The organism is Actinoplanes sp. NPDC026670 (genome assembly GCF_040638175.1).
Lineage (GTDB): Bacteria > Actinomycetota > Actinomycetes > Mycobacteriales > Micromonosporaceae > Actinoplanes.
In genome coordinates, this window is record NZ_JBEZXU010000031.1 from 14,656 (window position 1) to 27,465 (window position 12,810).

General features: G+C 70.6%; 16 protein-coding genes. 4 read left to right on the forward strand and 12 right to left on the reverse strand.

Features of this window, described 5'->3' with window-relative positions; all coding sequences use genetic code 11:
• Nucleotides 1–51: 51 nt before the first annotated feature.
• Genes AB0E94_RS27920 through AB0E94_RS27935 form a run of 4 tightly spaced genes read right to left on the reverse strand, consistent with a single transcriptional unit; the run spans nucleotide 52 to nucleotide 3,269 of the window.
• Nucleotides 52–960 carry an asparaginase gene (locus AB0E94_RS27920; RefSeq protein WP_360331675.1) on the reverse strand — a complete coding sequence of 303 codons (909 nt, stop codon included), beginning with the start codon at nucleotides 958–960 and terminating at the stop codon, nucleotides 52–54.
• The gene (locus AB0E94_RS27925; RefSeq protein WP_360331678.1) at nucleotides 957–1,790 is read right to left on the reverse strand and encodes a 3-keto-5-aminohexanoate cleavage protein; all 834 of its coding nucleotides are present in this window, start codon (nucleotides 1,788–1,790) and stop codon (nucleotides 957–959) included. Before AB0E94_RS27925 ends, AB0E94_RS27920 begins: the two co-directional genes overlap by 4 nt.
• 19 nt (nucleotides 1,791–1,809) lie before the next feature.
• Entirely contained in the window at nucleotides 1,810–2,838 is a 1,029-nt protein-coding gene (locus AB0E94_RS27930; RefSeq protein ID WP_360331945.1) for a folate-binding protein, read from the reverse strand.
• An 8-nt stretch (nucleotides 2,839–2,846) separates the two neighbouring features.
• On the reverse strand, nucleotides 2,847–3,269 hold the full coding sequence (locus AB0E94_RS27935) for a Fur family transcriptional regulator (protein WP_360331681.1): 423 nt from the start codon (nucleotides 3,267–3,269) through the stop codon (nucleotides 2,847–2,849).
• An 18-nt stretch (nucleotides 3,270–3,287) separates the two neighbouring features.
• Between AB0E94_RS27935 and AB0E94_RS27940 the strand changes: the two genes are divergently transcribed.
• On the forward strand, nucleotides 3,288–4,058 hold the full coding sequence (locus AB0E94_RS27940) for an aminotransferase class IV (RefSeq protein WP_360331684.1): 771 nt from the start codon (nucleotides 3,288–3,290) through the stop codon (nucleotides 4,056–4,058).
• 78 nt (nucleotides 4,059–4,136) lie between these two features.
• On the opposite strand, the gene AB0E94_RS27945 is transcribed toward AB0E94_RS27940, so the two are convergent.
• Both AB0E94_RS27945 and mtfM read right to left on the reverse strand, forming a co-directional pair.
• The gene (locus tag AB0E94_RS27945) at nucleotides 4,137–4,736 is read right to left on the reverse strand and encodes an FABP family protein (RefSeq protein ID WP_360331686.1); all 600 of its coding nucleotides are present in this window, start codon (nucleotides 4,734–4,736) and stop codon (nucleotides 4,137–4,139) included.
• Nucleotides 4,733–4,837 (reverse strand): small membrane protein MtfM, encoded by a 105-nt coding sequence (gene mtfM / locus AB0E94_RS27950; protein ID WP_043533180.1) that lies wholly within the window; start codon nucleotides 4,835–4,837, stop codon nucleotides 4,733–4,735. Before mtfM ends, AB0E94_RS27945 begins: the two co-directional genes overlap by 4 nt.
• A 14-nt stretch (nucleotides 4,838–4,851) precedes the next feature.
• Between mtfM and AB0E94_RS27955 the strand changes: the two genes are divergently transcribed.
• On the forward strand, nucleotides 4,852–5,226 hold the full coding sequence (locus AB0E94_RS27955; RefSeq protein ID WP_360331689.1) for a DsrE family protein: 375 nt from the start codon (nucleotides 4,852–4,854) through the stop codon (nucleotides 5,224–5,226).
• A 7-nt stretch (nucleotides 5,227–5,233) separates the two neighbouring features.
• Here the strand turns inward: AB0E94_RS27955 and AB0E94_RS27960 are convergent, their stop codons facing one another.
• The 5 genes from AB0E94_RS27960 to AB0E94_RS27980 form a co-directional block, all read right to left on the reverse strand.
• Nucleotides 5,234–6,184, reverse strand: coding sequence for a hypothetical protein (locus AB0E94_RS27960; RefSeq protein WP_360331692.1), 951 nt, complete (start codon nucleotides 6,182–6,184; stop codon nucleotides 5,234–5,236).
• A 15-nt stretch (nucleotides 6,185–6,199) separates the two neighbouring features.
• Nucleotides 6,200–6,502 carry a type II toxin-antitoxin system PemK/MazF family toxin gene (locus tag AB0E94_RS27965; protein ID WP_360331695.1) on the reverse strand — a complete coding sequence of 101 codons (303 nt, stop codon included), beginning with the start codon at nucleotides 6,500–6,502 and terminating at the stop codon, nucleotides 6,200–6,202.
• Entirely contained in the window at nucleotides 6,499–6,768 is a 270-nt protein-coding gene (locus AB0E94_RS27970) for a hypothetical protein (protein WP_360331698.1), read from the reverse strand. Before AB0E94_RS27970 ends, AB0E94_RS27965 begins: the two co-directional genes overlap by 4 nt.
• Before the next feature lie 97 nt (nucleotides 6,769–6,865).
• The gene (locus tag AB0E94_RS27975; RefSeq protein ID WP_360331701.1) at nucleotides 6,866–7,330 is read right to left on the reverse strand and encodes an NUDIX domain-containing protein; all 465 of its coding nucleotides are present in this window, start codon (nucleotides 7,328–7,330) and stop codon (nucleotides 6,866–6,868) included.
• Nucleotides 7,331–8,246: 916 nt separating this feature from the next.
• A complete protein-coding gene (locus AB0E94_RS27980) occupies nucleotides 8,247–10,178 on the reverse strand; it encodes an ATP-dependent DNA helicase (RefSeq protein ID WP_360331947.1) in 1,932 nt (643 codons plus the stop codon).
• Nucleotides 10,179–10,333: 155 nt separating this feature from the next.
• Between AB0E94_RS27980 and AB0E94_RS27985 the strand changes: the two genes are divergently transcribed.
• Nucleotides 10,334–10,843, forward strand: coding sequence for a DUF402 domain-containing protein (locus AB0E94_RS27985; RefSeq protein ID WP_360331704.1), 510 nt, complete (start codon nucleotides 10,334–10,336; stop codon nucleotides 10,841–10,843).
• Here AB0E94_RS27985 and sigJ read toward each other — a convergent pair.
• Nucleotides 10,820–11,707, reverse strand: a complete 888-nt coding sequence (gene sigJ / locus AB0E94_RS27990; protein WP_360331706.1) for an RNA polymerase sigma factor SigJ — start codon at nucleotides 11,705–11,707, stop codon at nucleotides 10,820–10,822. The genes AB0E94_RS27985 and sigJ overlap by 24 nt on opposite strands.
• 99 nt (nucleotides 11,708–11,806) lie before the next feature.
• Here sigJ and AB0E94_RS27995 point away from each other — a divergent pair, with 99 nt between their 5' ends.
• Nucleotides 11,807–12,751, forward strand: a complete 945-nt coding sequence (locus AB0E94_RS27995) for a hypothetical protein (protein WP_360331709.1) — start codon at nucleotides 11,807–11,809, stop codon at nucleotides 12,749–12,751.
• The last annotated feature ends 59 nt before the right edge of the window (nucleotides 12,752–12,810 follow it).

Below are 12,810 nucleotides of genomic sequence, written 5' to 3' on the forward strand. Positions count from 1 at the left end.
TGCAAAAGCTAGCGTGAACCGAGTCACCCCTGAAGTCGCCCCCTTAGGGGCTCAGAAGGCCGCGCGAACCTCGCCCACCGGGCGGCCACCACCGAGAACGACCTCCGGCAGGTCCGGAACGTCCAGGCCGAGACGGCGCAGGGCAGCAAGCAGCACGGGTACGCGCGCCCGCGCCGACCCGTCCGAGATCTTCAGCGCGACCGCTCCCGCCCCGGCCACAGCGGCCGCGTGCACGCCGTCGGCGCCCCGCTTGACGATCAGGCCGGGCACCGCGCCCATCAGCACGGTGTCCTCCGACCCGGTGCCCGCCACCAGCTCCGGGTGCGCCCGCATCGCGTCGGCCACCCGGCGTTCCGGGGTGCCCGGCTCGGCCTCGACCAGGCGCAGGAACGCGCGGGCCAGCCCGTTCGGGGAGATCGCGAAGATCGGCGCGCCGCACCCGTCCACCCCGAGCGCGGCGATCGGCTCACCGGACAGGCGGCTCACCGCGTCGGCGAGCGTCTTCTGCAACGGGTGGTCGACCTCCAGGTACGACTCCAGCGGCCAGCCGTTGACCACGCAGGTGGCGAGGAAGCCGGCATGTTTGCCGGAGCAGTTCATCAGGATGCGCTCGGGCTCGCCGCCACCGCGGAGCCAGTCGCGCCGCGCCGTCTCGCCCAGCGGCAGGTCGGCCGGGCAGCGCAGCGCCTCCGGTCCGAGCCCGGCCGCGGCCAGGATGGCGTGCACACGTTCCACGTGGAACGGTTCGCCGTCGTGACTGGCGCTGATCAGGGCGAGGTCGGCCTCCTCGCGCGGGACCAGCCCGGCGGTCAGCAGGCCCACGGTCTGCAGCGGCTTGTTGGACGAGCGGGGGAAGAACGGCGTGTCCACGGCGCCGAAGCCGGGCTGACCGTGGATGGCGACGACACCGTGGTGGACGCTCTCCACGAAACCCGACCGGACCACTTCGGCGACGATCATCGGGCCGGCACTCCGAGCAGCTCACGGGCCTGGGCCGGGGTCAGCGGCGGGCGCTGGGCGAGCTGGGCGAACCCGACGGCACGGGCCACCAGCTGCATGTTCGACTCGACGGCACGGCCCTTGGCGTACGTCAGGGTGTCCTCCATGCCGACCCGCAGGTGCCCGCCGGCCGACAGCGACGCCAGCATCACCGGCAGGGTGCTGCGGCCGATGCCCGTCGCCGAGAACGTGGTGCCCGCCGGCAGGTCACGGATCACCTGCTCGCAGGCGACCAGCGCGGCCGCAGTGCCGGGCATCCCGCCCGGCACACCCATCACCAGGTCGACGTGCACGTGGCCACCGAACGGCAGGCCGTACTTCCCGAGCAGGCGCTGCAGACTGGTGAGCTGGCCCAGGTCGAAGATCTCGTACTCCGGCACGATCCCGCGCTCCTGCATGCGGGTGTGCAGCTCGACGATGAACTCCCAGCGGTTCAGGAACACGTCGTCACCGAAGTTGACGGTGCCCATCGTGCAGGACGCCATCTCCGGCGCCGCGTCCAGAACAGCCAGCCGGTCCGCCTCCGGATCGTGCACCGAGCCGCCCGAGGACAGCTGCACGATCAGGCCGGTCGACTCCCGCAACCCGGCGACCGTGGCACGCAGCCGGCCCTGATCGAGGGTCGGGCGGGCCTCATCGTCCCGGATGTGGACATGAACGATCGAAGCGCCCAGCGCCTCGCACTCCTTGGCGGTGGTGGTCAGCTCGGCCAGGGTCACTGGCAGGGCCGGCGCATCCACCTTCTTGCTCTCCGCGCCGGTCGGGGCGACGGTGATCACAGTCCCGGTCATGCCCGCATCCTGCCATGACTCATTCCGGGTCGATGGCGGCCGCCGACTCCCCCACGGTCAGACGGGCATCATCCGGCACATTGCGCTTCAGGACCGCCAGAGCGACCATGCCCAGCTCGTGATGACGAACCGCGGTGCCGACGAAACCGACCGCCCGGCCATCCAGCTCGACCGCCGAACCACGAGCCGGCGGGTGATCGGTGGCCACCCCGTCCAGGTGGAGCAGAACCTGGCGGCGGGGCGGGCGGCCCAGGTTGTGCACCCGGGCGACCGTCTCCTGACCCCGGTAACAACCCTTGTCCAGATGGACGCCCGGCGCCATCAGCTCGATCTCGGCCGGGATGGTCCGGTGATCGGTCTCCCAGCCCAGCCTCGGCACGCGGTGCGCGACCCGGACCGCCTCGTAGGCCCAGAGGCCGGCCCGCTGCACACCGAGCCGCTCGATCACCGCGTCCCTGCTCGACCTCGGCACCAGCAGGTCGACGCCGAGCGGCACCCGGCGTGCCAGGCCGCCCTCGTACGCCCGTACCGAATAAAGGCTCGTCGCCCTGGCCGGGACCGACCCGGCGGCGAACCTGGGACCCGGCACCGCGCCCACCTGAGGGGCCGCGAGGTCCGGGAAGAGGTCTGCCGCGCCCGGGCCGACAAGGGAGAGGACCGCCAGCTCAGCGGTGGCGTCGCGGGGCTCGACGCGGGTGAAGAACCGCATCATCTCCAGGTATTTGAGCAGGCCCGCACCGGCGCCCGGCTCGGTGTCCAGCCACGCCGTCGTGCCGTCCTCGGTGACGTACGCGTGCTGCTCCACATGCCCGTTCGGCGAGAGGACCAGCAGCTCGCTGCCCTGGTCGGCACCCAGCGTCGACAGGTGCTGGGTGGTCAGCGTGTGCAGCCAGCTCGCCCGCTCCTCGCCGGGCACCGCGATCACCTCACGGTTCGACCTGTCGACCAGGCCGACACCCGTCTCCAGCAGCCGTTGCTCACGCATCGGGTCACCGAAGTGCGCCGGCACCCCGGCATCCGCCGAACCCGGCTCCAGGTCCTCGACCATGACGGTGGTCACTCGGCCTCCTTGCAGTCACCGCAGACTCCGAACAGCGAGACGTGCCCCACATCGACCCGGAAGGCGCGCTCGTGCAGCAGGCGATCGGTCACCGGCGCCATCACCGCCGGATCGACCTCGGCGATCGAACCGCACGCCCGGCACACCAGATGGACGTGCTGATCCTCGCCGGCCGCGTGATAGGTCGGCGAACCGTGCGACAGATGGGTGTGGTTGACCAACCCGAGCTCTTCGAGCAGTTCCAAGGTCCGGTAGACCGTGGTGATGTTGACCCCGGCGGCCCGCTCACGGACCGCATTGTGCACCGACTCGGGGGTCGCATGACCGAGCTCGTGCACCGCTTCAAGGATCAGCTGGCGCTGTGGGGTGAGTCGCAGGCCCCGCTCGCGGAGCATGGCGGCTAGCGATGTGGCGGACACCAGACGAGCATAGTTCGGGTGAACGAGCGGATCCTTGTCGCGCCCACCGACCTGCTCGGCGACGGCGTTTTCGAAACCGTGCACCTGCGCCGGTCCGGGCCATGGCTGCTCGACGAACATCTGGCCCGGCTGTCCCGTTCGGCGGCGATCATCGGTCTGCCCGAGCCCGACCTCACCCCGGTCCGGGAACGAGTCTTCGAGTCGACAGGCGCCCTGCGGATCATCTACACCCGCAGTCTCCTCGACATCTCGGTCTCGCCGTTTCCGTCGGCGGTGCTCCGCGAACGCCGCGACGGAGTGCGGGTCCGAAGCGCTGACCTGGGCATCTCGGTGCGGCGGCGGCCACCGTGGTCGATCGCCGGCGCGAAATCGCTCTCCTACGGAGAGAACTTCGCCGCCCGCCGGTGGGCGGCACGGCAGGGCGTGGACGATCTGATCTGGCTCTCCACCGAGGGGTACGTGCTGGAAGCGCCCACCTCGTCAGTGGTCTGGCTGACCGGTGACACGCTGTGCACGGTCCCGCCCGAGGAAGCCGGCATCCTGCCCGGCATCACCGCGGCTCACCTGCTGTCGCTGGCGCCGTCGCTGGGCCTGCACGCCGCCGAGCGGATGATCACCCGGCCCGCACTCGCCGCCGCCGACGCGATCTGGCTGGCGTCGTCGCTACGTGGTCTGGCCGAGGTGACCGCACTGGACGGGACGCCCCGGCCTCGCTCGCCGTGGACGTCCCGCCTCTTGGACCTGCTTGGTTTCGCCGATGCGCCTTTTCGGTCAGCCGCCGATGCCTAGCAGGCGCTTTTGGCTCAGCCGCCGATGCCTGGCAGGCGCTTTTCGGATCAGCCGCCGATGCCTGGCAGGCGCTTTCGGTCAGCCGCCGATGCGTAGAAGGCGCGCCGACATGTGCGGCTTCAAACCGCTGTTGTCGACGGCGATCTCGTGCGCGTAGAGCAGCGCCCCCTCCACCACGCCGAACAGCCGCTGCCCGCCGGTGACGTGCAGCCCGGACGGCGTGTACGCCACCGCGTCGGCCACCATCTCCAGCCGGGTGGTGGCCGCCTTGCCCAGGTAGAGCTCGGCCACCCCGTCCGGCCGGATCATCGTGGCCTCCATCTCGTCGCCGGGCCGGCCGTCGACCAGCACCGGACGCCAGAACCCGGACTCGACCAGCGCCTGCCCGATCGGCTTCGACTCGTCGTCGAGCAGCCAGGCCCGCGACTCATACCGCAGGAACGACCGGCCGTCGTGACTGAGCCGGATCTCCTGGGCGAAGTTGTAATCGTCCTCCTGCGGGAACCCGCCCTGCCCACGCCCACGCCACAACCCGACGAACGGCAGCAGCCCGAGCAGCGACGGATGCAGATCCGGCCCGGACCGCAGGTCATGGGTGTCCTCATAGGGGTAGCCCTCGACCGGCGGAGCGTTGAGCCACGGCGGCGGGCCCAGTGGGTTTTCCGTCTCGTTGCTCACCAGCGTCCCCTCGAAATGCGCATTGCCAGATAGCCGAAGCCGCCGGCCAGCCCACCGAGGGCGGCCACCAGCAGACTCACGAACCCGATCTCCGTAACCATGACCGGCCCATCTTATGCTGGCCGGTATGGCACGTTTGCTGGTCGTCAAGGCCACCGCCGGAGCCGACGCGCCGGAGCGCTGCAACCAGGCATTCAACGTCGCGAGCACCGCCGCGACCGCCGGAATCGACGTGTCGTTGTGGCTGACCGGCGAGTCCACCTGGTTCGCCCTGCCCGGCCGGGCCGCGACCTTCGAACTGGCCCACGCCGCCCCGCTGCCCGACCTGCTCGAACTCCTCCTGGAAGCCGGCCGCGTCACCGCCTGCACCCAATGCGCGGCCCGCCGCGAGATCACCCCCGCCGACGTGATCCCCGGCATCCGCATCGCCGGCGCGGCGGTCTTCGTGGAGGAGATCATGTCGGACGGCGCCCAGGCCCTCGTCTATTGACCGGCTTTCAGCCGGCCCGGCAGGCGGTGGTCACCCGCACCCGATAACGCTGCTGCTCCACGGTCACCACAACCGATTCAGACCCCATGCGGTACGCCCACCCGCCCGCGTCAGCCCAAACCGGCACCGTCCCCTCCGGCACCCCACGCGGCCCGTCATCCACCCCGGCCGGCCCGGCGTCCCGCACGAAGGTGGACGCCGTCCCGCCACCCGGACACGCGACGGCCAGCGTCTCCACCGAACTCCCACCCGGAGCCGGCGCCGCGGAGGGATTCCCGCCCGGTGCAGGCGTCGCGGACGGGCTTCCGTTCAGACCAGGGGTCGCGGACGGGCTTCCGGTGCCGGTCGCGGTGATCTCAGCCACCACGGCATCGAGCGTGGGCGGAGCGGTTCCGGCAGCCGGGTCGCCCCGGTCGAGATCCGCCGAAGCGGGACGGCAACCGGTGAAGATCCGCAGGCTGAGCACCTGATCGGCGGAGTTCGCCTCGGACTCGACCCCGACGTTCTCACCGGCGTCGGCGAAGAACGACAGCCGTGTGCCCCCACGTGCGCCGATCACTCCGGCCCGATAGCCGGCCGGCAACCGGTCAGCGACCGTGTCGAGCGCCGTCCGCGCATCACCGTCCGGCACGTAGAGGGTCACCTCACGGCTGGCTTCCTGCCCGTCCCACACCGGGGTGATCGAACACTCCTCGACCCGCAGCACGCCGAGGCTCAGCACCCACCGCTCATCCTGGGCGGCCTCGACGACAGCCCCGGAGGCGGCCCGCAGCACAGCCACCGCCTGCCCGGCAGTCCGCTGCTCGGGCACGGTCGGCGGATCGTTACGCACCGACCAGAAGACCGCGGCGAGCAGCACCACACCCCAGACCCCGACCACAACCGGAAGCCATCGCCGCCGCGGCCCCGAGCCTCCCGGCGGCGGATACCCATACCCCGGCCCCGTCACGGCAGCCATGGTGACACGCTGCGCTCAGAGATCGAGCGCCGCCCGCAGAGCGACATCGACGCTCTCCCGACTGGCCTCATCGAGGACCGCGGCCCGCGAGGTGAGATAGCCCTTGTTCACCTGACCGACGTGATGAGTGAGAAACGTCCCCAACGGCTTTCCCTCGATGTCGCGGACCGATGGCAGTGCCAGGCCGGGCTCGTGGATGTCAGAGAGCGGAACGACGAGAACGCCATCGTGACGATCGTTGATCGCGTCGTTACCGACGATGACGACGCGGCGCTCGTGGCCGAGACGAACCGCCGTCCAGACATCACCGCGTTTCACGCCGCGTCCTGGCCGAAGACGCGGTCGAGAGCCGAATCCGCCCAGCCTGGTGGCTCGTCGGGATGCAGGCGATACTGCTCGGCACTCGTCTCCGCGGCCTCGGCGACAGCCTGCTCCCAGGCGACCCGGGACAGCCACTCGGACAGCGAAAGGCCTTTCGCCTGGGCCGCCACCCGAGCGGCGAACAGCGCCTTTCGCTCCAGATCCACGGTCACCGGCTCGGTTTCCCTGGCGTGGCGCGACGCCTCGCTCTCAACGCTGGACATGCGCCCACGGTATGCCGCGGCGACAGAAGAAGCACCGACCGAACGCGAGAAACTCGTCATGGGAGAACTTTACAAGGGACCAGAGTCTGATGACTAGTCAGCGATCATCACGATCCGCGATGTCGACATGAGAATCGATGATGGCGGCGTATTCGGGCGAGGCCAGGAAACGGGCGATGATCTCGGCGCTGCCCGGGGTGAAGGGGCGGTCCAGCACCTCGGCGGCCGGGATGAACAGCATCGCCGCACCCTCGCCGAGGATCACGTCGTCCTGGACTGCGGAGGTCGTACCGAAGAAATAGCTCTTCAATCGACCCTGATGAGTGCCCTGGGCGGGTAGCTCCTGCTCCGCGAAGAGCCGCAACCGGCCGTCCGGTCGCAACCGGGTCTCCTCCCACAACTCGCGAACGGCAGCCTCCTCCGCCGTCTCCCCCTCCTCGACCGCGCCGCCCGGCAGCCCCCACACGTTCGGGCAGTAGGCCGCCTTGTCGTCCCGCAGTTGCAGAAGCAACGCCCCCGTCCGGTCGACCAGGAACGTGCACGCGATCAGCAGCAAACCCATCACCCATCCAGCCGTAGAGCCGTCGACTCCCGCCATCCTCGCCGAGCGCCACAAACTCACACCCGGCCACCGTCAGCCGTCGTTCACCGCGCCAAACGCACCCGCAATACCGCGCTGAGCGACGGCTGACGGTCTTCGGCACGCCGATCTTGTGGAATCTGCGAGGTGGCGGTGGTCCAGCTCGGAGCCGAGGGAGCCGCGGAGATGTCGAGGCTTCTTCGAAGCTTTCGCCCTGCGCGCGGTCTGCCGTGCGATGTTTCCCGCCCGGCTTTCGGACTGTCGCACCTGTTACGCATGCGCCAGAGGTGCCGGCCCAGGACGAGAATGTCGTTTTCACGTGGTTTCACCCCCGACCGACCCTGTGGATCTTGCACGGTTCTCCATGTTCACAGCAATCTTGCAAGGTTTTTCACGTCTGGACGTGGCTTGTCGTGCAAGATCCACTGTGCCGGAGAGACCTTGCAGCTTTCTTCCCGTTGGGACACGGAAAGAGCTGCAAGATCGGCGCGAGGGTGAAAAGTCGTGCAAGATCCGCGGCGGCGAGCAACGAACGACGAACCCAGATCGACAACGACGAGCAACGAGCCCCGAGCAACGAGCCGTGGCCGACAACCGGCGACCGGCGACCGGCGACCGGCGACCGACCACCGACCACCGACCACCGGCAAGCCGAGGCCGACAACCGGCGGCCGACAAGCCGTGGGGAGGCGTTGCCGGAGGAGGCGTTGCCGGAGGACGCGTTGCCGGAGGACGCGTTGCCGGAGGACGCGTTGCCGGAGGACGCGTTGCGGCCGAGGAGATGTCATCCGCGTGCGGGCTGTTCTTCTCGAGGTGAGACGGCTGCACGGAAGGCTCTGTCGCGACGTGATTCCACCCAGGTCGCGGACGGTCACGCAGTGTGGTGAGTGCGGGCGGGTCAGGTGTTGGCCAGGCGGCGCAGGGCTCCCTCGGCGACGTCGGGACGAGTGGTGTACCAGAACGGGGGCAGGGACTTCCGGAGGAAGGCGCCGTAACCCCGGGCCGTCTCCAAGCGGGAGTCCAGGACCGCGACCACCCCCTTGTCGCCGGTGGAACGGATCAGGCGGCCGACGCCCTGGGCCAGGCGGACCGCGGCGATCGGGACGCTGACGGCGGAGAAACCGGAACCACCGGAAGCGTCGACCGCCGCAGCTCGGGCGGCGGCCAACGGCTCGTCGGGGCGCGGGAACGGCAGGCGGTCGATGACCACCAGCTGGCACGAATCGCCGGGGACGTCGACGCCCTGCCACAGGGACATCACGCCGAACAGGCAGCTGGCCTGCTCCTCCTTGAACTTGCGGACCAGGATCGGCAACGTCTCCTCGCCCTGCAACAGAATCGGCAGGTCGGTTTTCGCACGTAACAGCTCGGCGGCCTGGGTGGCGGCTTTCCGGGACGAGAAGAGCCCGAGAGTACGCCCCCCGAGCGCCTCCACCAGCCGGAGCAGCTCAGCCCCGGCCGCGTCGGGCAGACCGGAGGCGGCCGGCCGGGGCAGGTGCGCCGCAACGTACAGAATGCCCTGTTTGGGGTAGTCGAACGGGGAACCCACGTCGAGCGACGTCCAGCCGTCGCCGGAGGATGCGGAGGAGGAGCCGGCAGAGGCGGCGGACGGCGGGCCGGGCGGGGAGACCGGCAGGCCGAGCGACCGTGCCACCGTGTCGAACCGGCCGCCCAGGGTCAGCGTCGCCGAGGTGACCACCACGGTCCGGTCGGCATACAGCTTTTCCGAGAGGGTGCCGGCGACCGAGAGCGGCGCGACCACGAGCGCCCGCCGCCCGCTGCCCATGTCGGATTTCTCCACCCAGGCGACGTCGTAGGAGTTTTCCTCCAGGAGCCGCTGCGAGGTCGTGGACAGCTCGTCGAGCACGGCCTTGGCCTGCTGTTTGCCGACCGGGTCGGGATCATCCGACTTGATCTCGCCGATCGCGGTGAGACCGGCCCGGGTGGCCGACTCGATCATCGAGACGGCCAGGCGGAGGCGCTCGGGGAGGCCGTCGGTGAGCCGCCCGGCGGGGAGGTCGGCGAGGCTGACGGTGAGCGCGTCGGCCGCCTCGGCCAGGGACTCGGCGGCAGCCGGGGTGATCAGGGTGCGGGAGCGGCGGCCGGCCCGCTCGACCCCCTCGGGGGTGATCTCGGCCTGGGCCGCCGAGGAGACCCGGTCGGCCAGCTCGTGTGCCTCGTCGACGATGAGCAGCTTGTGCGGCGGGACGATCTGCCGGCCGGCGATCATGTCGACGGCGAGCAGGCTGTGGTTGGTGACGACGATGTCGGCCTCGCGGGCCCGGGCCCGGGACGCCTCGGCGAAGCACTCCGCGCCATACGGACAACGGCCGGCCCCGACGCAGTCGCGCGCCGGCATGGAGACCTGGCGCCAGGCGAGGTCCTCGACGCCGGGGTCGAGCTCGTCGCGGTCACCGGTCTGGGTCTTCTCCGACCACTTCCGGATCCGCAGGATCTGCTTGCCGAGCCGGGCACCCTCGCCGAGCCACTGGCCGGCCTTGGGGGCGGCGGGCTCGGCGTCGAAGAGGGTGTCGGTGGGGCCCTCCTCGTCGGCGTGCTCGAGTTTGGCCGCGCAGAGGTAGTGGTGCCGGCCCTTGAGCACGGCGAACGTGGGTTTGCGCCCGAGCACCGGCTGCACCGCCTCGGCGAGCCGGGGCAGGTCGTGCTCGACCAGCTGGTTCTGCAGCGCGAGGGTGGCGGTGGAGACGACCACCGGGCCGTCGACGAGCAGGGCCGGTGTCAGGTAGCCGAGGCTCTTGCCGGTGCCGGTGCCCGCTTGGACGAGCAGGTGCTCCTTGTCTTTCACGGCTTTGTCGATCGCCTCGACCATGGCCTGCTGGCCTGGACGGGCGGAGCCTCCGGGGACCGCCCCCACGGCGGCGGCGAGAATCTGCTCGGCGGTTGCCTTCTTCTTACTGGCTGCGGGCACGGAGGAACCGTACCCGCCACCACCGACATATCCGGGTCACCGCTAGGGTGCAACCCATGCCGAGCGAGATGGTCCGGGTCATCTACACGAAGTACGACGGTTCGGCGCATCGTGACTACCCGGCCCGCCGTCTGGCCGAGGACGACCTCGGTGTCTGGGTCGGCGTGACCCGGGGCACCGCGTCGGTCTACCACGGCCGCCCGTCCGTCGAGCAGATCCCGTTCGTCCTGCTCATCCCGCATCACGCCTGGTGGACGGGGATGTTCAACCCACCCCCGCGGACCAGCGAGGTGTATTGCGACATCACCACCCCGGCCCGCTGGGAGGGTGACACGGTTCACATCATCGACCTGGACCTGGACGCGGTGCGGCGCCGCGAGACGGGCCTGGTGGAGCTCCGCGACGAGGACGAGTTCGCCGAGCACCGGGTCGCCTTCGGCTACCCGGACGATCTGGTGGAGCACGCGTTCGCGGCGTCCCGGCACCTGATCACGGCGCTCGGCGACGGCACCGAGCCGTTCGCCTCGCACTACCGCAAGCACCTACTCGAAGTGACCCAGGACTAGTTTCTCCGGATTCTGCTGGTTGAAGATGCCGGTGATGCGGCCGTCGTCGACCGCCACCGCGCTCACCACGACGAGCCGGCTGCCGTCCGGGCGGGTGCCCTGGAGCATCATCGCGGCGGAGCCGTTGACCACGACCGGTTCGGCCTTGAGGTCGGTGAGCTCGGCCATCTTGTAGGTGAGCAGCCCGACGAAGAAACGGGCGACCTTGTCGGCGCCGAGAACGGGACGCAGGGCGGTGCGGACCATTCCGCCCCCGTCGCCGATGGCGACGACATCGGGTGCGAGCACGGCGGCGAGGGTACGCATGTCGCCGCTCTGTGCCGCGGCGAGGAACGCGTCCAGCACCCGCCGTTGTTCGGCGAGCCCGGCGGTGTGCCTGATGTTTCCGTCGGCGACTGCCTTGCGAGCCCGGGAGGCGTGCTGCCGGGCGGCCGCCGGTGTGCTGTCGAGCACCGCCGCGACCTCGTCGAACGGCACCGCGAACGCGTCGTGCAGCACGAACGCCACCCGCTGCTCGGGGGTGAGCCGTTCCAGCACCACCAGCAGGGCGACGCTGACCTGGTCGGACAGTTCGGCCCGGTCGGCGGGGTCGGCGTCCGGCTCGATCACGAACGCGGGCAGCCATTCGCCGGGGTACGCGGTACGGCGTACCCGAGCGGAGTTGAGCTGGTCCAGGCAGATCCGTGCGGTGACCGTGGTGAGCCACCCCCGCGGATCTCTGATCTCCTCGGTCTGCTGCGCGTAGCGCAGCCAGGCCTCCTGGACCGCGTCCTCGGCCTCGGCGCGGTTGCCGAGCATGCGGTAGGCGACGGCCATGAGGTACGAGCGCTGTTCCTCGAACTCGACCGCGGACGGTGACGGCATGACACGAATTCTGCGCGACATTCCCGGTTTACGGGTATCAGCTGTGCCACAGTATGAATTACCCAAAAAGTACGAATCGGACGGTGCTCGGTGCAGGACATGGCGACAATCGCGGGCGGACTGGCCGGCCTGGCCGGGGCCGGCGGCGCGGTCTCGGTCGCGTATCTGCGTCGCGTCCGCCCGTTCCTCCCGGCCGGACATGCTCTGACCAGCCCGGACGCGACCGACCCGCTGCCCGCCGTGCTCCGGCTCGGGCTGGCCGGGATGACCGTCCGCGTGGTGCCCGGCCCGCACGGCGAGCTGTACCTCGGGCCGGGCGGGCCGCAGCCCGGCCGCACGCTGCGCCGCCTGGTTCTGGCGCCGCTCTTCGCCCGCGCCCGGACCACCGGCGGCCGGCTCTGGCCGGACCAGCGGGCGCCGTTCCGGCTGGTGATCGAGTTCGGCGGGGCGAGCCGCGACCCGGAGGCGCTGCTGCGCGCCTACCGGATGCTGGACCGGCAGCTGCGCGACCACGCCGGCCTGCTCAGCCGGTGCCGGGACGGGGTGCTCGCCCCGGGCGCGGTGACCGTCACGGTGACCGGCGTGATCGACGTCCGCGAGTTGCTCACCGCACAGACCGAGCGGTACGCGTTCGCCGACGGCACCTTCGACGACCTGGGTTCCCGCTCGGCCCCGCCGGAACTGACCCCGATGGTCAGCGAGCCGTGGTCGCGGCGGTTCGGCTGGGACGGCCGGGAGCCGATCACCGCCGAGGAACGGCACCAGCTGCACGCGCTGGTGCGGGCGGCGCATGCGGACGGGCGTACCGTCCGATTCTCTGGATTGCCGGACGGCTCCCGCCGGACGCGCGCCGCGGTCTGGACCGAGCTGGGCGCCGCGGGCGTGGACGTGATCGCCGACACCGACCTGACCGGACTGGCCCGTCACCTGCGCCGGAACCCGGTCGTCGGCACGCCGCTGCCACACGTTCCGACCAGGGCGGTTCGCCGTTCCGCGCCGCGACCGAACGCGCCACGTTCAGCGAATCGTCACGAGGCGGTTTGAGGGCCGTCGCGAAGGGTGAACCCGCGTGGACCGATAGCATGCCTTCGGAGATCCATTCA

Bases quoted from the DNA above. Each gene is read 5' to 3' on its own strand.
- AB0E94_RS27920 (WP_360331675.1), bottom strand. From the start codon at position 960: ATGATCGTCGCCGAAGTGGTCCGGTCGGGTTTCGTGGAGAGCGTCCAC.
- AB0E94_RS27925 (WP_360331678.1), bottom strand. From the start codon at position 1,790: ATGACCGGGACTGTGATCACCGTCGCCCCGACCGGCGCGGAGAGCAAG.
- AB0E94_RS27930 (WP_360331945.1), bottom strand. From the start codon at position 2,838: ATGGTCGAGGACCTGGAGCCGGGTTCGGCGGATGCCGGGGTGCCGGCG.
- mtfM (WP_043533180.1), bottom strand. From the start codon at position 4,837: ATGGTTACGGAGATCGGGTTCGTGAGTCTGCTGGTGGCCGCCCTCGGT.
- AB0E94_RS27955 (WP_360331689.1), top strand. From the start codon at position 4,852: ATGCTGGCCGGTATGGCACGTTTGCTGGTCGTCAAGGCCACCGCCGGA.
- AB0E94_RS27960 (WP_360331692.1), bottom strand. From the start codon at position 6,184: ATGGCTGCCGTGACGGGGCCGGGGTATGGGTATCCGCCGCCGGGAGGC.
- AB0E94_RS27970 (WP_360331698.1), bottom strand. From the start codon at position 6,768: ATGTCCAGCGTTGAGAGCGAGGCGTCGCGCCACGCCAGGGAAACCGAG.
- AB0E94_RS27975 (WP_360331701.1), bottom strand. From the start codon at position 7,330: ATGGGTTTGCTGCTGATCGCGTGCACGTTCCTGGTCGACCGGACGGGG.
- AB0E94_RS27980 (WP_360331947.1), bottom strand. From the start codon at position 10,178: ATGGTCGAGGCGATCGACAAAGCCGTGAAAGACAAGGAGCACCTGCTC.
- AB0E94_RS27985 (WP_360331704.1), top strand. From the start codon at position 10,334: ATGCCGAGCGAGATGGTCCGGGTCATCTACACGAAGTACGACGGTTCG.
- sigJ (WP_360331706.1), bottom strand. From the start codon at position 11,707: ATGCCGTCACCGTCCGCGGTCGAGTTCGAGGAACAGCGCTCGTACCTC.
- AB0E94_RS27995 (WP_360331709.1), top strand. From the start codon at position 11,807: ATGGCGACAATCGCGGGCGGACTGGCCGGCCTGGCCGGGGCCGGCGGC.